At 52.0% G+C, this 20,879-nt stretch carries 17 protein-coding genes; 3 read left to right on the top strand and 14 right to left on the bottom strand.

Translation table 11 applies throughout. From position 1 onward, the window contains the following. Positions 1–61 precede the first annotated feature (61 nt). Together M1Q06_RS00320 and M1Q06_RS00315 are read right to left on the bottom strand one after the other, a co-directional pair. Complete coding sequence (locus M1Q06_RS00320; RefSeq protein ID WP_058382215.1) at positions 62–481, bottom strand: S1 domain-containing RNA-binding protein; 420 nt, start codon at positions 479–481, stop codon at positions 62–64. 114 nt (positions 482–595) lie between these two features. Then, positions 596–997, bottom strand: coding sequence for an FtsB family cell division protein (locus tag M1Q06_RS00315; protein ID WP_434400906.1), 402 nt, complete (start codon positions 995–997; stop codon positions 596–598). A gap of 257 nt (positions 998–1,254) precedes the next feature. Here M1Q06_RS00315 and M1Q06_RS00310 point away from each other — a divergent pair, with 257 nt between their 5' ends. The 3 genes from M1Q06_RS00310 to argF are packed head-to-tail and all read left to right on the top strand — an operon-like array spanning position 1,255 to position 6,360. Then, positions 1,255–2,322: a carbamoyl phosphate synthase small subunit gene (locus M1Q06_RS00310; protein ID WP_434400904.1), complete on the top strand. Its 1,068-nt coding sequence runs from the start codon at positions 1,255–1,257 to the stop codon at positions 2,320–2,322. Continuing rightward, a complete protein-coding gene (locus M1Q06_RS00305) occupies positions 2,315–5,413 on the top strand; it encodes a carbamoyl phosphate synthase large subunit (RefSeq protein WP_101805178.1) in 3,099 nt (1,032 codons plus the stop codon). The genes M1Q06_RS00310 and M1Q06_RS00305 overlap by 8 nt, the downstream gene beginning before the upstream one ends. Next, positions 5,410–6,360 (top strand): ornithine carbamoyltransferase, encoded by a 951-nt coding sequence (gene argF / locus M1Q06_RS00300; RefSeq protein ID WP_404467014.1) that lies wholly within the window; start codon positions 5,410–5,412, stop codon positions 6,358–6,360. The genes M1Q06_RS00305 and argF overlap by 4 nt, the downstream gene beginning before the upstream one ends. An 872-nt stretch (positions 6,361–7,232) precedes the next feature. On the opposite strand, the gene M1Q06_RS00295 is transcribed toward argF, so the two are convergent. The 12 genes from M1Q06_RS00295 to ispE all read right to left on the bottom strand — a co-directional run bounded on the left by M1Q06_RS00295 (position 7,233) and on the right by ispE (position 20,854). Further along, positions 7,233–7,523 (bottom strand): RNA-binding S4 domain-containing protein, encoded by a 291-nt coding sequence (locus M1Q06_RS00295; RefSeq protein ID WP_058382220.1) that lies wholly within the window; start codon positions 7,521–7,523, stop codon positions 7,233–7,235. Beyond that, on the bottom strand, positions 7,510–8,988 hold the full coding sequence (gene mazG, locus M1Q06_RS00290; protein WP_434400901.1) for a nucleoside triphosphate pyrophosphohydrolase: 1,479 nt from the start codon (positions 8,986–8,988) through the stop codon (positions 7,510–7,512). Before mazG ends, M1Q06_RS00295 begins: the two co-directional genes overlap by 14 nt. 3 nt (positions 8,989–8,991) lie before the next feature. Beyond that, complete coding sequence (locus M1Q06_RS00285; RefSeq protein WP_434400899.1) at positions 8,992–10,572, bottom strand: putative polysaccharide biosynthesis protein; 1,581 nt, start codon at positions 10,570–10,572, stop codon at positions 8,992–8,994. 16 nt (positions 10,573–10,588) lie between these two features. Continuing rightward, positions 10,589–14,122 (bottom strand): transcription-repair coupling factor, encoded by a 3,534-nt coding sequence (mfd, locus tag M1Q06_RS00280; protein ID WP_434400897.1) that lies wholly within the window; start codon positions 14,120–14,122, stop codon positions 10,589–10,591. A 109-nt stretch (positions 14,123–14,231) separates the two neighbouring features. After that, the gene (pth, locus tag M1Q06_RS00275; RefSeq protein WP_404467010.1) at positions 14,232–14,792 is read right to left on the bottom strand and encodes an aminoacyl-tRNA hydrolase; all 561 of its coding nucleotides are present in this window, start codon (positions 14,790–14,792) and stop codon (positions 14,232–14,234) included. A 107-nt stretch (positions 14,793–14,899) separates the two neighbouring features. Continuing rightward, positions 14,900–15,550 (bottom strand): 50S ribosomal protein L25/general stress protein Ctc, encoded by a 651-nt coding sequence (locus M1Q06_RS00270; RefSeq protein WP_434400895.1) that lies wholly within the window; start codon positions 15,548–15,550, stop codon positions 14,900–14,902. A gap of 96 nt (positions 15,551–15,646) precedes the next feature. Further along, a complete protein-coding gene (locus M1Q06_RS00265) occupies positions 15,647–16,609 on the bottom strand; it encodes a ribose-phosphate diphosphokinase (RefSeq protein WP_058382226.1) in 963 nt (320 codons plus the stop codon). Positions 16,610–16,626: 17 nt separating this feature from the next. Beyond that, on the bottom strand, positions 16,627–17,997 hold the full coding sequence (gene glmU, locus M1Q06_RS00260) for a bifunctional UDP-N-acetylglucosamine diphosphorylase/glucosamine-1-phosphate N-acetyltransferase GlmU (protein WP_434400893.1): 1,371 nt from the start codon (positions 17,995–17,997) through the stop codon (positions 16,627–16,629). Between the two features lie 299 nt (positions 17,998–18,296). Further along, a complete protein-coding gene (spoVG, locus tag M1Q06_RS00255; protein WP_121301361.1) occupies positions 18,297–18,581 on the bottom strand; it encodes a septation regulator SpoVG in 285 nt (94 codons plus the stop codon). Between the two features lie 148 nt (positions 18,582–18,729). Further along, entirely contained in the window at positions 18,730–19,107 is a 378-nt protein-coding gene (locus M1Q06_RS00250) for a RidA family protein (RefSeq protein ID WP_058382229.1), read from the bottom strand. A 1-nt stretch (position 19,108) separates the two neighbouring features. After that, on the bottom strand, positions 19,109–19,933 hold the full coding sequence (gene purR / locus M1Q06_RS00245; protein WP_058382230.1) for a pur operon repressor: 825 nt from the start codon (positions 19,931–19,933) through the stop codon (positions 19,109–19,111). A 57-nt stretch (positions 19,934–19,990) separates the two neighbouring features. Then, positions 19,991–20,854, bottom strand: a complete 864-nt coding sequence (gene ispE / locus M1Q06_RS00240; protein WP_058382231.1) for a 4-(cytidine 5'-diphospho)-2-C-methyl-D-erythritol kinase — start codon at positions 20,852–20,854, stop codon at positions 19,991–19,993. Between the last annotated feature and the right edge of the window lie 25 nt (positions 20,855–20,879).

The raw sequence follows: 20,879 nt of genomic DNA, 5'->3' as shown, positions 1-20,879 counted from the left end.
CCATCTTCACAGTTCAACTAAGTTGAAGCATTTTCTCTATGCTATTAAAACAGCTAGCAAGTTAGCCTCTTTTCGCTCCACGACCGCCACGCTTGGATTCTGTGGCACGCTTTAGCGTCGACAGGTTGTCTTCGCTGTCTTTCAGGAATTTTGCCATCTTCGTTTCGAAGGTTTCCTTAGGGGCGCGGTCAAAAGAACGATTGTTCGGACGCGGACGGCTTGGACGGCTTGTGCCGCCTTCTGGCTGAGGCTTCGCTTTGCGGATCGACAAACCGATTTTCCCGTCTGCTTCTACATTCATCACTTTCACTTCTACCATTTCGCCAACTTTCAAGTGATCGTTAATATCTTTCACATAGTTGTCGGCGACTTCACTAATATGCACGAGGCCTGTTGCACCGGTTGGAAGCTGTACGAACGCTCCAAAGTTTGTAATACCCGTGACTTTTCCTTCTAACTTGCTGCCTACTTCAATCGACATAAAAAAAATGCTCCTCCTTAAAATTTAAGATGACTCCAAATTCGGGCCAAATTGACAGTTTGCGGGACTGATCCCACCTTTAATTATAGCGATGAAAGGAAGAGTGTCAACCGACTACTCTTTTTCTTCGCCATCTTCTTGTGGTTTCTCGCCATCATTCGGCAAGGTGAAAATAATCTCGCCCTCATCCGACAGGAAATAATCTTTACGCGCCAGCTTCGATACATAATCGTCGTCGTTCAGCAAACGGATCTGTTCTTCGAGCTTAGCCTGCTGCTTCTGGACTTCCTCAAGCTCGGCCAGCTTTTCCTGCTGCAGCTGTTCTTTGCCGGCAATGGTCTGGGATTGTGCATAAATGGTTGAACCCAGCCAAATGCTCGTCAACAGCACCACCAAGCCGAACACCGCCAAGCGTCTGTACAATACTACTTTATGCCGCTTTTTTCGTGCGTCTTCAATTTCTGCAGCCCGCGTGTATTCATTTTGCAGCGGGGTCACTCCCAGATTTCCATGCATTTTCTCTCTCTTCACTTATGGACGCCCCTTCCCTACTGATTTTGTGATTATTATACATGAAAAACATTCCATTTAAAAAGATTTTCTGTAAGCCCTTTCTCCTTTTTTCCTGCATTTTACCGGAATTTAACCAATACCCCTGACAATTAATAAAAATACTGTTGACTTAATTTTTATGCAACATTATAATACAGGACACATCATTTATTATAAAAATTACTTATTATGCATATATATTCATAAAAGGAGTGTGGAGCATGACAGGAAAATTGATTTTGGCGAATGGCGCATCATTTACGGGATCGTGGCACGGCACACAAGCGGTGGTACAGGGAGAGGTCGTCTTTTTCACCGGCATGACAGGCTATGAGGAAGTCATTACCGACCCTTCCTATAAAGGGCAGGTCATCGTTTTTTCCTATCCATTGATCGGCCAATACGGCATCGAATCACTTTATGCACAATCTGAAAAAATCCAAGCCTCGGGCATCATCGTTGCAGAGCTGTATGCGGGCCCGTTACCCAAACAGGCAATTTCGCTGGCACAATTCGCCGAAGCGCAAGGCGTTCCACTCCTGAGCGGCATCGATACACGCTCAGTCATCCAACAGGTTCGTGAAACGGGCACCATGCCGGCGCAGCTGCTTCACGAGAACACGACTGAACAGCCGTGGCAAATGATCAAGACCGACTTTTTCCCGGCCAGCGAAGCGGCAGAGACGAAGCAAATCGGCGAAGGCCCTTTGCATATCGGCCTGGTCGATTTCCATTACAAAGCTTCTATTTTAAAAGAATTGCTCGCTCTCGGCTGCACAGTGAGCATCATCCCTTATAACGGGGCAGCCGACCTTCCTGAATCTCTCGGCGTTGACGGGCTATTGTTCTCGAACGGCCCGGGGGACCCGCAAGCATTGAACAGCCGCTTGCCGGTCTATCGCGACTGGGCAGAACGCTATCCGTCGTTCGGCATTTGCCTCGGCCATCAGGTGCTGGCTGCTGCTTTCGGCGCGAAAACAGCGAAGCTCGCTTACGGCCATCGCGGGGCCAACCATCCCGTCAAAAACAATAAGACCGGACGCGTTAGCATGAGCTCCCAAAATCATAGCTATGTCGTCGAAGCGGAGAGCTTGAATGAAACGCCGTTCGAGATACTGTATGAAAACGTCAACGACGGCAGCATCGAAGGCTTGATCCATCCGCAATTGCCGATTACGACGGTTCAATTCCATCCGGAAGCAGCTCCTGGCCCAGCGGATCATCTCGCTTTGTTCCACCAGTTCCTGGAGACTGCAAATGAAATGAAGAAGGTGAAAATGCATGCCTAAATTAGACTCTATTGAAAAAGTGCTCGTCATCGGATCCGGCGCCATCGTCATCGGGCAAGCCGCTGAGTTCGACTATTCCGGCACCCAAGCGTGCTTGGCTCTAAAAGAAGAAGGCATCGAAGTGGTGCTCATCAATAACAACCCGGCAACGATCATGACCGATGAAAGCGTCTCGGACAAAGTATATTTCGAACCGATGACGCTCGAATCCGCTACGAACATCATCGAGAAAGAACGTCCCGATGGCTTGCTTGCGACCGTCGGCGGCCAGACCGGATTGAATTTGGCAATGGCGCTGGCCGATGCCGGCATCTTGGAACAATACGGCGTCGAATTGCTCGGCACCGATATGACCGCCATCAAAAAAGCCGAAGACCGCGACCAGTTCCGCTCCTTGATGAAGCAACTCGGTGAACCGGTACCGGACAGCGACATCATCTATTCGCTCGACGGCGCGCTCGCTTTCGCAGAGCGCACGGGCTATCCCGTAATCGTCCGCCCCGCCTATACGCTCGGCGGTTTCGGCGGCGGCATCGCAAGCGACGAAGCAACTTATATCAAGCTGGTCACGCAAGGCTTGTCGGCGAGCCCGATCAAGCAATGCCTCGTCGAGACGAGCATCGCCGGCTATAAGGAAATCGAGTATGAAGTGATGCGCGATGCAGCGGGCACATGCATCACGGTCTGCAATATGGAGAACTTGGATCCGGTCGGTGTGCATACCGGAGATTCGATCGTCGTCGCGCCGAGCCAAACTTTGAACGATCCGGATTTTCACATGTTGCGCACGTCTTGCATCAACATCATCGAAGCGCTCGGCATCATCGGCGCCTGCAATGTGCAGTTCGCCCTCCATCCGGAAACCTCCGATTATTTTTTGATTGAAGTCAACCCGCGCGTCAGCCGCTCATCCGCGCTCGCTTCCAAAGCGACCGGCTACCCGATCGCGAAGATCGCCGCCAAGCTCGCAATCGGCTATACGCTCGATGAATTGAAGAACCCGGTGACCGGCACGACCTACGCCAGCTTCGAGCCGGCACTCGATTACGTCGCCTTGAAAATCCCGCGCTGGCCGTTCGACCAATTTCCTTTAGCGGACCGCACGCTCGGCACGCAGATGAAGGCGACCGGCGAAGTGATGGCGATCGAGCGCCGCATGGAAGCCGCTATGCAAAAAGCGCTGCGCTCGCTTGAACTTCCGATAGACGGGTTCCGCCTGCCTGCCATCTCCTCATTGCCGACGGGCGATTTACTGGAACTCGCAATGAAGCCGGACGACCGCCGTTTGTTCGTGCTGTTCGAATTGCTCATCCGCGGAAAAACCACTGATGAACTGCATGCCATCACCGGCATCACGCCTTATTTCTTATACGTTTTATCGAATATTGTTACAGAGTGGCAAGACCTCAAATCGATCAGCTGGAACAACGTAACCGCCGATCGCTTATTGCAGGCGAAAAAGCTCGGCTTTAGCGACCAGCAAATGGCCGATATTTGGAATGTGCCGGCAGCTGAAATTTGGGGACAACGCAGAAGCTATAAAATTGCGCCAGCTTACCGGATGATCGACACATGCGCCGCTGAGTTCCGTTCGAATACAAATTATTTCTATTCCACATGGGACAATGCCGCAGACGTCGACCGTTCAAAAGGCGCGAAAAAAGTCGCAGTCGTCGGATCCGGCCCAATCCGCATCGGGCAAGGCATCGAATTTGATTATTGCTGCGTGCACAGTGTTATGGCCGCACAGAAGCTTGGCTATGAAGCCGTCATGATCAACAACAACCCAGAAACCGTCAGCACCGATTACGAAGTGGCAGATGCACTTTATTTCGAACCGATCACGGCGGAAGATGTCTTGAACGTCCTGGAATTTGAGGGCATACACCAAGTCATCCTCCAGTTCGGCGGACAGACTTCGCTTAATTTGGCGAAAGCATTGGAAGAAGCGGGCATTACCGTGCTCGGCTCATCGGTCGATTTGCTGGACCAAATGGAAGACCGCGACCGCTTTTATGCCTTTCTCGAGTCGATCGGCTTGCCGACCATCCCCGGGACGACGGCGAATGCGCCGGAAGAAGTACTGCCGGCAGCAGAAAAGCTCGGCTTCCCGGTCTTGCTTCGCCCTTCTTATGTCATCGGTGGACGCGGCATGATCGTGCTTCACAACCAAGCGGAGCTTGATGCTTGGCTCGCGGGCGCGGACAAAGCGTTTCCAGTATTGGTCGACCATTTCGTCACCGGCAAAGAAGCCGAAGCCGATATTTTAACGGATGGCGACAATGTTTGGGTGTCGGCGATTTTCGAGCACATTGAAGGAACCGGCGTCCATTCCGGCGACAGCATCGCGAGCACACCGCCCGTAACGCTCACCGAAGGCCAGCAGCAAAAACTGGTGGATACCGCCCAGCATATTGCGAGGCAGCTTGACTACACCGGGCTTTTCAATATCCAATTCGTCTACGAAGAAGATCAATTATTCGTCATGGAAATTAATCCGCGGGCATCGCGCACGGCGCCAATCAGCTCGAAAGTGACGGATGTGCCGCTCGTTCAGCACGCTACCGCTTTATTGCTCGGTGTGCCGTACGATGAGCTCGGCATTGAAGACATGTATAACGGACAACCGGACTTTACCGTCAAAGCGCCGGTGTTCTCCCATATTAAATTGCCTGGCTTGTCCCCGGTCCTATCGCCCGAGATGATGTCGACCGGTGAAGTGATCGGTACAGCCAAGCTGTTTGAAGAAGCGCTCGAGAAAGCATTGACTGGCGCTTCCGTCCAGTTGGCGAAACTTGCAACAGGCTCAACGCTATTCGCCGCCCGGGACAGCGCCGATTATGAGCAACTCAATTCTTGGCGCGCACAAGGCTTCACGATCGTGACCGAAGACCAACTGTCTTTTAACGAGTGGTTATTATCGAAAGAGGCTGCCGCCTATATCGACTTTTCCGAAACACCTGACGCTGGCCGCATGGCGCAAGCGGCCATCCACCGCCTCCATGCCTGGTCACGCCCGGAAACTGCGGCCGCTTACGCCGCAAGCCAAAAAACCCAATCTGAACGCTTGAAAGGAGTGCTTGCCCAATGACGATGATCATGCCGCTTGCCCCAACTGTTGCCCAGGAAGATTTTCTCTCATTGAAAGACTATAGCACCGAGGAAATTCTTGATTTGCTTAATTTAGCGATTGAATTAAAGAAACCGGAAAATAAACATTTGCCGCTCTTGAAAGGAAAAGTGCTCGGCATGATCTTCGAGAAATCGTCGACCCGCACGCGCGTGTCGTTTGAAGCCGGCATGCTGCAGCTCGGTGGGCACGCAATGTTCTTGAGTTCCCAGGATACCCAGCTTGGCCGCGGTGAAACGATTGCCGATACGGCCCGTGTGCTATCGGGGTATTTGGACGGCTTGATGATCCGCACATTCCATCAGTCCGCTGTGGAAGAGCTCGCCAAGTTCAGCTCGATTCCCGTCATCAACGGCTTGACCGACGATTACCACCCGTGTCAAGTGCTGGCCGATCTCATGACGCTCATCGAACATTTCGGCGAGTTGAAAGGCCGCAAGCTGGCGTATATCGGAGATGGCAATAATATGGCCAATTCCTTGATGATCGGTGCCGCAAAAGTCGGGCTCGACATCGCGATCGCCGCCCCGAAAGGCTATGAGCCGCAGGCGGAAATGGTCGAACTCGCGCAAGTCATCGCAAAAGATAGCGGTTCTGTGGTGACGGTGACCCATGATCCCGTCGAAGCCGTGAAAAACAGCGATGCCATTTATACGGATGTCTGGGCGAGCATGGGTCAGGAAGCCGAAGCCATTAAACGTTTGAATGATTTTGAAGGATTCCAAGTGAACGCGGAACTGGTTCAGCACGCGAAAGCGGATTACATCTTTATGCACTGCCTCCCGGCGCATCGCGAGGAAGAAGTGACGACCGATATTTTGGAAGGCCCCCATTCGGTCATTTTTCAGGAAGCCGAAAACCGCCTGCATGCCCAAAAAGCGGTGCTCGTAACTTTGATGGGTGATTGAACTTATTGATACGAATGAAGAGCCTTGCCTGCAACTGGCGAGGCTCTTCATTCGGGTTGGTGAATTTTAGCGGAGTGGCGTTTTCATGTATGGAGAAGGAAGCTGTGTTTTGTCATCACTTTGGTAGCCGCCGCCTCGCTCGGGGTTGAGCTCCCGCCATGAGCCAGGAAGAACGCCTGTCTCTTGGCTTCGCTTCACCCTTAAGCGCGAGGGGCTTAGATATTTCGTTGAATCGAATGAGTCAGATGGATTCAGTTCTGTACGGCTCGTCCGCTTTTGGGGTAAGTAGCTTAATTGGTTAAGCGAGTTGGGTCATGAAGTTTATGTGCGACGAGGTTCGTTCATTGTATTTTGCATCGCTTTGTTAGTCGCTGCCCCGCTTGGGGTTGGCCTTTCGCAATGAGCCAGAAATTCGCTGTCTCATTGCTTCGGCTCACCCTTGTGCGCGTGGCGGCTTGGATATTTCATTGAAGTAAATAAGTAAGATGGTTCCGGTTTTGTATGACTCGTCTGCCTTTGAGTACGTCGCTTAGTTGGCAATGCATGTGCTGAACAAAATCAGTAAACTGGTCTACCGAGAAAAAGTGCACTTTATTTCTTCATTTACTAAATTGAGAGGGTGACGCAATTAACCACCATTCGAAACCTAGAGATGGAGTGTAGGGCGGCGACGCCTGAGGGATCAGCGGGTTTGAGAGACCCCACAGGAGCGCATGATTTTTGCGCGACGAGGAGGCTCGACGCCCGCCCCGGGAAAGCAGCATTTGAAGCGCAATCTTCCCTCATCACTATTCCACTCCAACTGTTCACAATATTTTTTTCAACATACAAAAAGAACCCAACCGCTAACCGGCTGGGTTCTTTTTCATTCTTTATGCTTCGTCGTCCACAAAGCTCGGGTCCACTTTATCAAGCTTTTCTTCGTTCAGGATCGTGTACATTTCCGCAGTCTGTTCTTTGCGGACGTTTTCGCGCAATTGGTCGATGCGGGCAGTGACCACTTTTTGCCCGAAGCGGATCTGCAGTTCGTCGCCTTCTTTAACGACGCTGCTCGCTTTCGCTTTATTGCCATTGACCAAAATGCGGCCTTGATCGGCTACTTCTTTCGCCAAAGTGCGGCGCTTGATCAAACGGGATACTTTCAGGAATTTATCGAGTCTCATGATTTTCGTCCTCTCCGTGTCCAGCTTTCGCTTCGTTCCAGAAGCCGTCGAGCTGGTCTAGTGTGTAATCTGAAAACGTACGGCCGCCTTCTTTCGCGCGCTGCTCCACGTGCGAAAAGCGCGTGCGGAATTTGCGGTTCGCCTGGACCATCGCCTGTTCGGGCGACAAGCCGTAAAAACGCGCGATGTTGACGAGCGTGAACAACAAGTCGCCGAATTCATCGAGCTGCTGGTCTTTTGAACCATTCGCCACTTCGATCTTGAACTCCTGCAATTCCTCTTCGAACTTCGCCCACGCGCCGTCCGCGTCTTTCCAGGTAAAGCCCACTTTCGCTGCTTTCTTCTGGTAATTATACGAGGTCAAGAGAGACGAGCTGTAGCGGTCCTGGCCATCGAGCAGCGATTCGCCCGCCGGTTTTTCCTGGCGCTTGATTGCTTGCCAATTATCCACGACTTCATCTGACGACGCCACTTCCACATCACTGAACACATGCGGATGGCGGCGGATCATTTTATCGCTAATGGCTTCTAGCACATCTTCGAGTTGGAAATAGCCGCTGTCTTGGCCGATTTGCGCGTGCAAGAATACTTGCAGCAGCACATCGCCGAGTTCTTCCGCGATGGCTTCGTCATCTTCCTCTTCGATCGCCTGCAGCAATTCGTGCGCTTCTTCGAGTAAATAAGGACGCAGTGATTCATGTGTCTGCTCGCGGTCCCACGGGCAGCCTTCAGGACTGCGCAGTTTCGCGATGATTTCACGGAATGTCTGCCATTCTTTCAACCGCTGCGTCTGCTCCGTTGCAGGCGGCACGTAGACAGTCGTCAAATTATCGATTTCCGCCGAACGGTCGAGTTCGTGGAGCGGCACCGTACGCAGGCGCTCTGAAGTGGCCCCTGCGGCTGTAACAATCGTTACCGGGTAATCTTCCGGGTATTTCTCCATCAGCGATAGTTTCACTTCGGATGCGCTGAATTGGTCATACACTTGCGCGATCAAAATGTGTTCGGTCATATTCAACCGGTCGCTGTCGAGGCCGATGCCGTCGACCAGCTGGAAGCCTTCGATCGGATCGATGCGCAACGCGCCGAATATAGCGTCCAAAAAGCTTTGCCCCCCGGCGATCGACAATTCACAGCGCCCTTGTTTTTCTGCTTCGATCAAAAATTGTACCGTCTGTTCTGCAACGAGCGGATGTCCCGGCACTGCGTAATAAACGGATACGTTTTCCGCAAGCGCAATAAGCGTCTCGGCGATTTCCTTATAAACCGGCGCAAAATCGTCATGCTTTTCGTAAATTGCATCAAAGCTCTTGTAACGTAAGCCTTCTGTTTCCAGCTCTGTAACGACCGGGTGATCCGCTGTCCGTAAGTAAAGCGGGTCCGCCTCTTTCAAGGTACGGTATACGCCGAGCGGCAATTGCAGAAGATCCCCGGCGCCAAGGCCGAGTATATGAATGGTATGCATTGTCTAACTCCTTTTCTTTCGTGGATTGAGCGCCAATTGCAACGCAGCCAGCCGGCGTCCGAACGGGATAATGTACCATTCCTTTTCTGTGATGATCCGTGATTTTGCCACCACCAGTAAAAACACGGCAGCGCCGAGCGGCACGGCAGTCAGTGTGATGAATACGGCTTCCCACCGGCCGGACCATGGCAATAGCGGCACGAGCACCATTACAAAGGCGTACACCGCGATCGTCATCGCCACAGACGCTGCCGTGAGCCAGCCGTAAAAACGGGCGTGAGCAAATTGCAGCGGCCAAACTTTCTTAAAATACCAGATGAGCGCTGCCGCAATAAAGACCAAGCCAATATTGCCGGCAAGCGCTGCTCCGGTGATGCCGTACAGTGGCACGAGCAATAAATTGCCAGCCAATTTCAGAATCAAGCCGATAAACAATAACAGCGCCGGCAAGCGGATTTTTCCGAAACCGTACAGAATCGCCGTCATCACCAGCACAAGTGACATCGAAACGATTTGCCAATTAAAAACGATGAGTGCAACAGATCCGTCCGGCGTCTTAAATAAAGCTTCATTGACATAAGGCATAACCAGCGTCAACCCAGCAGATGCGGCGACAGCAAACAACACGGACACACGAAAAGCGAGGCTCGCGTAAAGTGCCGGGCTGCGGCCGCTTTTTTCCTGCATCGTACGGGCAATAAGCGGCACGAGCGACAGCGTCAAAGAAGTCGCCAATAAAATCCCGAATTGCACAAGGGGTTGCGCACGGTCATAGATGCCTTTTTGTTCCATGGCGGCCTCTGTCCCGAGCGGCTGTTCGAGCAGGCGATAGACAGTAAACGAATCGACCAGCTGAAACAGCACCAATAACAGCGAACTCATGCTGACGCTAAGGCTCGTAAACAGCAGGTTCTTCGCCATCCCCCGGTCGAAAGTGCCAATGGGGCGCTCTCTTTGACTCCGATAAGAACGCCATAATAACAGCACAGCCGCGAATGCGCCGGCACCGGCACCGGCGATTGCCACTTGCCCCGCGACATAAAGCGAGAGGCCATAGCTGACGGCAGCAAATGCGCCGATCAAAATGACCGAGACGCGCACTGCCTGTTCTGCGACTTGAGCCGTAGCGACCGGTGCCATATTGCCAGTTGCCTGAAGTCGGCCTTTCATAATTGCAAGCGGTGCCATGAAGACGACCGCAAACGCCCCTGCCCGCAGCAATCCGGCAAGCAAAGGATCGCCCATCCAGCTTGCCAGCATGCCAGCCCCGAAATAGAGCGCGGCAAATGCTGAGGCGGAAAGAATTACCATAAGCCAGGTAGCCGTTCGTAAAATGCCGGCATGCTTTGAATCGTGCTGCTCCGCCAATAATTTCGATACAGCGACTGCAAAGCCGTAGGACGTCCAAATGCCGAAAATCGCCACGAATGGATAAACTTGCTGATAAATATAAAAGCCCTCGTCGCCGACCAGGTTCTGAAACGGCACCCGGTAAACAGCGCTCAGCAGTTTGACGACAAACCCTGCGAGCGTAAGCAACGCGGCACCTTTCAAGAAACTGGCCATCGAATGCTGCGCCGTCATCTGCTTGTCCCCCGCATCACCCGACAGAAGCCTCTTCCCTAACAGAGTCGGCTAAAATCTCCATCATGCCTTCAAGCACATCAAATGGATGGTGCTTGCCGGTCTTCTTGCCGTCTATAGTTAAAACGAGTGCCTGGCCGTTCATCGTGAAGCCGACTGCACGGCCGTAGCTGCCGGAAGCTTCGACGACTTTTCCGCCGTCCATCGCTTCCGTTCCGGTATCGCTCAATTTGATAGTGACACGGTCGCCTTGCTGCTTGATCGAGTCGACACCGGCAGCGCGTGCCCAGACTTTCATGCGGGCGATGCGCAGCAATTGCTCGGCTTCGATCGGCAAATCGCCGAAGCGGTCGATCAATTCATCCTGCAAGTCGATCATTTCTTCTGCAGTTTCCATGTTTTTGACACGCTTATACATTTGGATCTTCTGGTAACCGTCGGCAATATAACTGTCTGGAATATACGCGTCTTCCGTCAGCGAGATTTCCACTTCCGGCACGACTTCTTTCTTCATGCCGGTGCGGCGTTCTTCGATCGCTTCTTCGAGCATTTGCGAATACAAATCGAAACCGACCGAGTCGATAAAGCCGTGCTGCTGGGAGCCAAGCAAATTGCCCGCCCCGCGGATCGACAAATCGCGCATGGCAATTTTAAAGCCCGAGCCGAGTTCGGTGAATTCCTTGATGGCCATCAAGCGCTTTTCTGCGACATCGGTCAGCACTTTATCGCGCTGATACATGAAATAGGCATACGCCACACGGCTCGAGCGCCCGACGCGCCCGCGCAATTGATAGAGCTGCGACAAGCCCATGCGGTCGGCGTCATAGACGATGAGCGTATTGACGTTCGGGATGTCGATGCCGGTTTCGATGATCGTCGTCGTCACGAGGACATCGTATTCGCCATCGAGGAAGCCGAGAATGATCGATTCGAGTTCGGTCTCGGACATCTGCCCATGGGCATAGCCGACGCGCGCTTCCGGAACGAGCTGCTGGATCTCGTCCACTTTGCGGGTCATGTCGCTCACCCGGTTGTATAAATAAAACACTTGGCCGCCGCGCGCCATCTCGCGTTCAATCGCTTCGCGCACGAGCCCGCCATTATGTTCCATGACATAGCTCTGCACCGGGAACCGGTTGGCAGGAGGCGTCTCGATGACGGACAGGTCGCGCACGCCGATCATCGACATGTGCAAAGTACGCGGAATCGGCGTAGCCGTCAAGGTCAATACATCCACCGTCGATTTCAACTGCTTGATTTTCTCTTTATGGGTCACCCCGAAACGCTGCTCTTCATCGATGATCAACAAGCCGAGATCTTTATACACGACATCTTTCGATAATATGCGGTGCGTGCCGACGACGACATCGACTGAACCGTTCTTCAAGCCTTTGACCGTTTCGGTTTGCTGTTTTTTCGAACGGAAGCGGCTCATGAGGCCGACTTCCATCGGGTAATCCTTGAAACGCTCGCTCATCGTTTCAAAATGCTGCTGGGCGAGAATGGTGGTCGGCACGAGGAACGCCACTTGCTTGCCGTCTAGCACGGCTTTGAACGCCGCGCGAATGGCGACTTCCGTTTTGCCGTAGCCGACATCGCCGCAGATCAAGCGGTCCATCGGGCGTTTTCTTTCCATGTCTTTTTTCACTTCGTCGATGGAGCGCAATTGGTCAGGCGTTTCCTCGTAAGGGAATTCCGTTTCGAATTGGCGCTGCATGTCCTGGTCTTCGCTGAACGTAAAACCTTCGAGCGCTTCGCGTTCGGCATATAGCTTGATCAAGTCATCAGCGATATCCTGTACGGCCGCCGATACTTTCGTGCGTGTCTTCTTCCATTCGACGCCGCCCATCTTATGGAGCTTCGGCTCTTTTTCTTCCGAGGCGATGTATTTTTGGACGAGGTCAATTTTGTCGACCGGCACAAATAATTTATCATCGCCTTTATAGACGATGTGAAGATAATCTTTATGGACACCGCCGCTTTCCAATGTCTCAATGCCGACAAACCGGCCGATGCCGTGATGGATATGGACGATATAATCGCCCGGCTTGATCTCCGAATAGCTCTTGATGCGCTCGGCATTGGTCAATTTTTGTGCGCGGGTTTTTTTCTTCGGCTGCTTTTTGAACAATTCCGCATCTGTAATGACCGCCATGCGCTGCAGCGGCATTTCAAAGCCGCTCGACAATTCGCCGTCGACGAGATAGGTTTTGCCGTCTTGCACGATGGTTTTTTCGGTAATGATTTCAGCTTCCATTTCATAATCGTCCAAAACAGAGCGTACTTTTTGCAGCCGTTCTTCGCCGCTTGCCACGACGAATACACGGAATTTGCCGAGCGTCCAGCGTTCCATTTCAGCTTGCAGTAAATTCATTTGCCCGTGGAACGATTGCATCGGCTTGCAGGAATAGGCGAGCGATTTCTTGATCGTGACGAGCGGGAAAGTCCGTGTAAAGAGCGACAGGAAATTGGCTGGCTGCTTGAGTTTCGACAACACGTCACGGAACGGGTACGCCAATGGCACATCGTGGAGGAACTTTCCTTCTTCGAGGAGCGACACCGTCCACTCCGCTTCTTCGCGCTCCAGCGTTTCGGTCATTTCCTGGATGCGCCCGAGCTCATCGAAAAACACGACGCCGTCTTCAGGGAAATAATCCCCGAGAAAAGCGGATTGCGAGTCGACCAAAGCGGCGTACTTCGCCAGCTGTTCCGGTTCGTCGCCGCTCCGGAGTGTATCGATATCATGCTGTACGTATTGCAGCATCAACTCTTTCGTATCGTCATCCTTGAGCTTCTTCAAACTCTCGGTCAATTGATCTTCGATTCGGTCTGCCAATACACGCTTCTGTCCTGCTGACAACACCAATTCGACAGCCGGCAAAATGCACAGCGACTCGATTTTCTCAAGCGAGCGCTGGTCTTCTGCGGAGAACAGGCGGATGGAATCGACTTCCGTATCGAATAGTTCAATGCGCACTGGATGCTCGAAATGCAGCGGATAGACATCAAGGATGCCGCCGCGCAAGGCGAATTCGCCGGGTGAAGTGACCATTGTCGTGCGGGAATAGCCCATTGCAACAAGCTTCAATAGCCAGTTCTCGGTCTCGAGTTCATCTCCGTCCGCAACGCGCAACGTCGCCCCGTCCCATTGTGCCGGGGACGGCAATAATTTGCGCAAGCCGGAAACCGGCGTGACGTAAATGCCTTTGCCGGTCGATTTCATATGGTCGAGCGTGTCGATGCGGTGGGCACGCAGTTCCGGTCCGGAAAATGCAATATCTGCGGCGATCGTTTCTTCCGCTGGATACAAACGCACGTGCCGCTCTCCCATGAGCCTGACCAAATCGTCATAGACCCTTTGGGCATGCAGCAAATTCGGCGTCACGACGAGCAGCGGCTTGTCCAGTTCTTCATGGACCGTCTGGTAAAAAATCGGCCGCGCGCTGCCGGATAAGCCCGAGATCAGCTGGTGGTCCTGGCCTTTTTTCAGTTCTTTGATAAACGATTGAGTGTGGGAATCCCCTAAAAATGTCTGCAAAATGTGCTTCATGAAGATTCCTCCTTCCTGTCCAAAATAAAGCCGTTTGATGGCTATATTACCCTTTTAAAAACGATAGGAAACGGGAAAAAGCCTTGGACGCACGCATGCGCCAAAGCGATTAACCGTTGTATTCGTTCATGACTTCGATAAATGGTTTCGACAGCCAGTAATTGCACGCATCCGCACTTTTTCCGACCGCCTCTTGCATCAATGGCTTTTCTTCAGCATTGAACTTAGCGAGTACGTAATCCGGCACTTTCATTCCTGCAGGTGGGCGGCTGATGCCGATGCGCATGCGGTTGAACTGCTGGGTGCCGAGATGCTGGATCAGTGACTTGATGCCGTTGTGGCCACCCGCGCTGCCTTTTTGGCGCAAACGGAGCTGTCCTGCCGGCAAATCCAGATCGTCGTAGATGACCACAATGTCTTCCATGTCGACATTGTAATAATCCATCAAGGGGCCGATACATTCGCCGGATAGATTCATATAGGTCAGCGGCTTAACGAGCATCACTTTGCCTTCTGGGCGGTGGACGACGGAATACATCCCCTTGAACTTGGACTGCGTGAGCGGGGCGTTCCATTCTTTCGCTAACCGGTCGATTACGTGAAAGCCGATATTGTGGCGGGTTTCTTCATATGGTTTTCCTGGATTCCCCAGGCCGATGATCATTTTCATAGCAAACTCCTTTTACTTCTTCACTGCTTTTATTTTACCATAATCCGTGCGCATGCAATAAAAACAGGGACTGCCAGTTGGCAGTCCCTGTTTGAGCATTGCAGGAATTATTCTTTTTCTTCGCCGGCTGCTTCTTCTTCGTTGTCGCCGATCACTTCAGGCTCTTCGCCTTCGTCTGTTGTTTCAAGCTCTTCTAGCTCTTCTTCTGTACGTGGTGCAGTAACAGAGATCAACAGGAAGTCATCGTCGTTCAAGATTTCAAAGCTGAACTTGTCGCGGATGTCGCTGACCGACACAGAGTCGCCGATTGCGAGCTCGCTGATGTCGATATCGACAGAATCCGGAATATCTCTCGGCTTGACGCGAATGTGAACTTCGCGGTTCGGCTGCGTGACGACACCGCCTTCTTTTTCGCCTGGTGATTCGCCGATCAAGTGAACAGTTGCATCAACATCGATTTCTTCAGACATGTTGATCGCCAAGAAGTCGACGTGCTTGAAGCTGCCTTTCAATGAATCCATTTGGTAATCGCTCAATACGACGTTCGTGCTCTTGCCGCCGATTTCCAAGCTGATGACGCCATTACGTCCAGATTCACGCAAAGTTTTGATCAAGTCGATTTCGGATACCGCAATTGGTGTTGTTTCCATTTTGTAGCCGTATACGACGCCAGGCACGTGGCCTTCGCCCCGCAAATCGGTTAATGCCGAATGCGGCTTTCCTGTTTCTCGTTTCGCTGCTGTCATTTTGATAGCCATATAATTTCAACCTCCAGTTATATTAAACGCATAGTTTATAACTACCCTGTTCATATAAAGCTGAAACCTGGAAGACTCTGGGATACCCCAGCGCCATCAATCAAATAAAGTGCTGACTGATTTCTGTTCGTGTACGCGGATGATGGTTTCAGCAAGAAGCGGTGCAACCGTCAATTGTTTGATCTTGTCGATTTTCTTCTCATCTGCAAGAGCGATCGAGTTGGTCACGACCAATTCCTTGATGACGGAATCCTGGATGCGCTGAACGGCAGGGCCGGAAAGCACCGGATGCGTACAGCAAGCGTAAACTTCTTTCGCTCCGCTTTCGATCAATGCGCTAGCTGCAATCGAAATCGTTCCAGCCGTGTCGATGATGTCATCGATGATGATCGCTGTTTTACCTTCAACGTTCCCGACGATGTTCATCACTTCGGCAACGTTCGGTCGCGGGCGGCGCTTATCGATGATCGCAATCGGCGCTTTCAGGCGGTCCGCCATTTTACGGGCACGCGTAACCCCGCCGTGGTCAGGCGACACGATGATCGCGTTCTCGAGATCGATGTTCGGATCGTTCAGGAAATGATCGGATAGGAGTGGCACAGCTACCAGATGGTCAATCAAAATATCAAAGAACCCTTGGATTTGCGGAGCGTGGAGATCCAAGACGACGACACGCGTCGCGCCGGCTGTTTCAAGCAAGTTGGCAACAAGTTTGGCCGTGATCGGCTCGCGTGAACGTGCTTTACGGTCCTGGCGTGCATAGCCGTAGTATGGGATGACTACGTTCACGGTACGCGCAGATGCACGCTTGACGGCATCGATCATGATCAATAGCTCCATCAAGTTTTCGTTGACCGGCTGTGAAGTCGATTGGACGATGAACACATCGCAGCCACGGATGCTTTCTTCGATGTTAATCTGGATTTCTCCGTCGCTAAAATGTGTTACCGAGCTTTTGCCAAGCGGCAAGCCCACTTGCTCAGCAATTTGCTCAGCGAGTTCTTTGTTCGAGTTCAACGAAAAGATTTTCAACTTCGAGTTAGTATTTTGAATGCCCATTGGGGGGAACCCTCCTATTATTTGCGGTTTAGTTTGCTTGCGTAGCCTTCTTTATTTTCTTGGCGCGCTCTGCCAATCGCCAAGGCGTCGCTAGGCACATCTTTCGAGATGGTCGATCCTGCTGCGACATAAGAGCCTTTGCCGATCGTCACCGGTGCAATCAAATTCGAGTTGCAGCCGATGAACGAATCATCTTCAATGGTCGTGAGGTGCTTGTTCTTGCCGTCGTAATTGACCGTGATCGTGCCACAGCCGATATTAACGCCAGTTCCGACTGCCGCATCCCCGATATAGCTCAGATGGGAAACTTTACTGCCTACGCCGATCTCGGATTTTTTCACTTCCACGAAATTGCCGATCTTCACTTCATTTCCGAGCGCAGATTGCGGGCGGATATGGGCGAATGGCCCGACAGCGGTATCGTTGCCGATCGTGCTGTCATACACTTCGGAGCTGCGGATTTCCGTGCGATCGCCGATTGTGCTCGAGACGATGCGCGTATTCGATGTGATGACGCAATCTTCGCCGATGACTGTATCGCCTTCAATGGTGACATTCGGGTGGATGATCGTATCAGCCCCGATTTTTGCCTGTGCGCTAATATACGCGGTCGCCGGGTCGATGATCGACACACCCGCACGCATATGCTGTTCAGCGATGCGGCGGCGAAGGAAAGTCTCCGCTTGGCTCAGCGCGACGCGGTCATTGACGCCGAGCGTCTCTTCAAAGCTGTCGGTCGCAAAGGCCGCCACGATTTCCCCTTGTTTTTGCAGGATCTCGATGACGTCCGGCAAATAATATTCGCCTTGTACATTATCATTCGAAACGTTTTTCAACGCGTCGAACAAAGCTTCGTTATCAAAGCAATAGGTTCCGGTATTGATTTCTTTCACGGCTTGCTCTGCAGTCGATGCGTCTTTTTGCTCGACGATCTTCTCGACGCTTTCAGAAGCGTCCCGGATGATGCGCCCGTAGCCTGTCGGATCTTCAGCGATGGCCGTCAGGATGGTCGCTTTGGCGCCGGTTTCTTTATGATGGCTGATGAGTGCCTCCATCGTTTCCGCGCGGATCAAAGGCGTGTCGCCGCATACGACGATTGTCGTCCCGGCTTTCCCTTCGATCAGTGGCGCTGCTTGCTGCACGGCGTGGGCTGTGCCGAGCTGCTCTTCCTGGAGTGCGTATTCACTCATGTCCCCCAGCTGGTCTTTTACTTTCTCCGCTCCGTGCCCGACGATCGTGACGATTTTCTCGACGCCAAGCTGGTGGATATTCCCCGTTACGTGCTCTACCATCGGCATGCCGCATACAGGGTGGAGTACTTTATACAATTTCGATTTCATGCGCGTGCCTTGCCCGGCCGCCAAAATTACCGCATATGTATGGTCCATCGGTCGAATCCCTCCGTTTCCTGTATTTAAATTGATTAACTGAAAAATGATTGTCTGGCGAAAGGGCTACCTGGTCTAGGCAAAAAAATGCCACTTTCACGTTTCCTTATTGACTATAGCTGAAAAACCCTTGATTTTCAAGGTTACAGGACATGACAATCCCATGACAAAGCCCGAAGTGAGCGCAATTGCGCGCTTTTTCACCTTCTGAGCAAGACTGGTACGAGAGGGATTTCTTATCGATGGAATTTTACCCATAAAAAAGAACCTTCTCTTGAAGTGGAAGGTTCTTTGACGTATCAGATGCCAGCATTCTCTAGAACTGCCTGCTCTTCACTTTGTTCATAGGCAACAAGCACGGCTTCCTGCAATTTATTGCGGGTGCCAGAATTGATCGGATGTGCAATGTCGCGGAACTCCCCGTCCGGCGTCCGCTTGCTTGGCATGGCGACAAATAACCCATCGTTGCCATCGATGACACGGATGTCGTGTACCACGAATTCATTGTCGAGCGTGATTGAAGCGATTGCCCGCATGCGTCCGTCAGTCTGAACGCGGCGCAATCTTACATCAGTTACTTCCATTCTCAAATCTCCCCTTCTCTTGCTGTAATTTTTTGGCGCTTTTATTTGTATTCGGGGGAGAGGACTAAATTCCTTCAAAAATTACAGAATTTATTAGAAAATTTACTTAATAAATGAAAATAAAACAAAAACCACCCAAAAGGTGGTTTTATTGTGCAACTTTCGCAATGACTTCAATTTCTACTTTCACATCTTTTGGCAGGCGTGCCACTTCGACTGTGGAGCGCGCTGGCTTATGCTCGCCGAAATAAGAAGCATAAATAGAGTTCAGTTCCGCAAAATCGTTCATGTCTTTGATGAACACAGTCGTCTTGATAACCTGCTGAAGCGACGATCCCGCTTCTTCCAAGACAGCCTGAAGATTGGCGAACACTTGATGCGTTTGTTCCGCTATGCCGCCTTGTGCGAGCTCTCCGTCTGCTTTCAACGGGATTTGCCCCGAGCTGTAGAACATATCGCCTGAAATGACGCCTTGGGAATACGGCCCGATCGCCGCTGCTGCTTTGTCTGTCGCTACGTATTTCATATTAATCCGCTCCTTCAAAATAATTTCCGGCTCTCAACGTAATGGTCCGGTCTTTTTCACTGACTTCGTCCAATTTGACGAGGGAGAGATATTTTTCCACGAGGCGTTCGTCTGCATGCTCCGCTTCCACGAGCACCGCAACACCGGCCAATGTGCAATCGAATTCTTCCAATAAGTTCTTCATGCCGTTCATCGTGCCCCCGACTTTCATGAAATCATCGGTGATGAGCACGCGCTGGCCGCTCTTCATGCTGCGTTTGGATAACACCATCGTCTGGATGCGGCGCGTGGAACCCGAGACGTAATTGATGCTGACCGTGGAGCCTTCTGTCACTTTGCTGTCGCGGCGGACGATGACGACCGGTACATTCAAGTGGCGCGCGATGGCTTGGGCAATTGGGATGCCTTTTGTCGCGACTGTCATGATGGCATCGATTTTCTCGCCTGCAAATGCGCTGGCAAACACTTTACCGACGCGGTTCATCATTTGGGGGTTGCCGAGCACATCGGTCATATACAAATAACCGCCCGGCAATAGCCGGTCCGATTGGCTCAATTCCGTAATCAATCCGTCCATGACTTGACGAATCTCGGCATCTTTCATCTTCGGTACATATTTGACGCCGCCCGAAGCACCCGGCACGGTCATCAACAGGCCGATGCCTTTTTCTTCAAAGGTTTCCTTGACGATGCCTAGGTCCTCGCTGATCGATGATTTCGCTGACTGATACAAATCCGAGAAATATGTCAACGGAATCAATTGATGCGGATGTTCCAATAGATAATGCGTCATGTCGACCAAGCGTTCACTGCGCTTCCATTTCACTACTACCCTCTCCTAAACACGAATATTCTAATGAAAACTTACCATAAATATACGTATTTAAGCAAGAGGCTCCCGGTCGCCAAGCAAGCGCACCGCATATACTTCGGAGCAGAAGCCGCGCAGGCCGTTATAGATGCGCGGAATGCGCGCTTCCTGGTTGACCAGGCCGAAAACGGTCGGACCGCTGCCGCTCATGAGCACCGCATCGGCACCGAATTTAATCATTTGCTCCTTGATCTGCCCAACTTCGGGGTGGAGGTTCATCGTGACGCTCTCGAGTGCATTGCCGAGATTAGCGCACATCGCTTCGTAATCCCCTTCACGGAGTGCTGCGATCATCGCTTGCGTATCCGGATGATCCGCTTTGTCTGGATTGAATGCTCCGTATACATCCGCTGTCGAAACGCCGAGCGATGGTTTGGCGAGGATGACCCAGCAATGCGGAGGCGCCGGCAGTTCTTCGATCACCTCGCCGCGCCCAGTCGCGAGCGCTGTGCCGCCGTATACGCAAAATGATACGTCAGAGCCGATTTTCGCGCCCAGTTCTGCCAGCTCATCGAGCGACAGATTCAATTGCCATAGCTGGTTGAGCCCTTTCAAGGTGGCCGCTGCGTCGCTGCTGCCGCCGGCAAGTCCCGCAGCTACCGGGATTTGCTTATCGAGCGAGATGATGACGCCTGTCTTGATATTGAATGTATCTTTGATCAATTGCGCAGCCTGGTATGCCAGATTGCGCGAGTCATTCGGCACGAAGCGGTCCGCTGACTGGATATGTATGCCTTTCGCTGTTCCTTGCAGGCCGATCCGGTCCGCCAAGTCGACGGTGGTCATGATCATTTCGATTTCGTGGTAGTTATCCGGACGCTTATACAAGACATCCAGCGTCAAATTGATTTTGGCAGGCGCTTTTATATAGAGCATTCCACTGCCTCCTTTTCTGTTCTGA

The organism is Planococcus sp. 11815, assembly GCF_051096385.1.
Classification (GTDB): Bacteria; Bacillota; Bacilli; order Bacillales_A; family Planococcaceae; genus Planococcus; species Planococcus citreus.
The sequence above is the reverse complement of the archived record's forward strand: the minus strand, read 5'-3'. Positions and strand labels throughout refer to the sequence as shown.

Coding starts and splice junctions, on each gene's coding strand:
- M1Q06_RS00320 (WP_058382215.1), bottom strand. CDS start 481: ATGTCGATTGAAGTAGGCAGCAAGTTAGAAGGAAAAGTCACGGGTATT.
- M1Q06_RS00315 (WP_434400906.1), bottom strand. CDS start 997: ATGCATGGAAATCTGGGAGTGACCCCGCTGCAAAATGAATACACGCGG.
- M1Q06_RS00310 (WP_434400904.1), top strand. CDS start 1,255: ATGACAGGAAAATTGATTTTGGCGAATGGCGCATCATTTACGGGATCG.
- M1Q06_RS00305 (WP_101805178.1), top strand. CDS start 2,315: ATGCCTAAATTAGACTCTATTGAAAAAGTGCTCGTCATCGGATCCGGC.
- argF (WP_404467014.1), top strand. CDS start 5,410: ATGACGATGATCATGCCGCTTGCCCCAACTGTTGCCCAGGAAGATTTT.
- M1Q06_RS00295 (WP_058382220.1), bottom strand. CDS start 7,523: ATGAGACTCGATAAATTCCTGAAAGTATCCCGTTTGATCAAGCGCCGC.
- mazG (WP_434400901.1), bottom strand. CDS start 8,988: ATGCATACCATTCATATACTCGGCCTTGGCGCCGGGGATCTTCTGCAA.
- M1Q06_RS00285 (WP_434400899.1), bottom strand. CDS start 10,572: ATGACGGCGCAGCATTCGATGGCCAGTTTCTTGAAAGGTGCCGCGTTG.
- mfd (WP_434400897.1), bottom strand. CDS start 14,122: ATGAAGCACATTTTGCAGACATTTTTAGGGGATTCCCACACTCAATCG.
- pth (WP_404467010.1), bottom strand. CDS start 14,792: ATGAAAATGATCATCGGCCTGGGGAATCCAGGAAAACCATATGAAGAA.
- M1Q06_RS00270 (WP_434400895.1), bottom strand. CDS start 15,550: ATGGCTATCAAAATGACAGCAGCGAAACGAGAAACAGGAAAGCCGCAT.
- M1Q06_RS00265 (WP_058382226.1), bottom strand. CDS start 16,609: ATGGGCATTCAAAATACTAACTCGAAGTTGAAAATCTTTTCGTTGAAC.
- glmU (WP_434400893.1), bottom strand. CDS start 17,997: ATGGACCATACATATGCGGTAATTTTGGCGGCCGGGCAAGGCACGCGC.
- spoVG (WP_121301361.1), bottom strand. CDS start 18,581: ATGGAAGTAACTGATGTAAGATTGCGCCGCGTTCAGACTGACGGACGC.
- M1Q06_RS00250 (WP_058382229.1), bottom strand. CDS start 19,107: ATGAAATACGTAGCGACAGACAAAGCAGCAGCGGCGATCGGGCCGTAT.
- ispE (WP_058382231.1), bottom strand. CDS start 20,854: ATGCTCTATATAAAAGCGCCTGCCAAAATCAATTTGACGCTGGATGTC.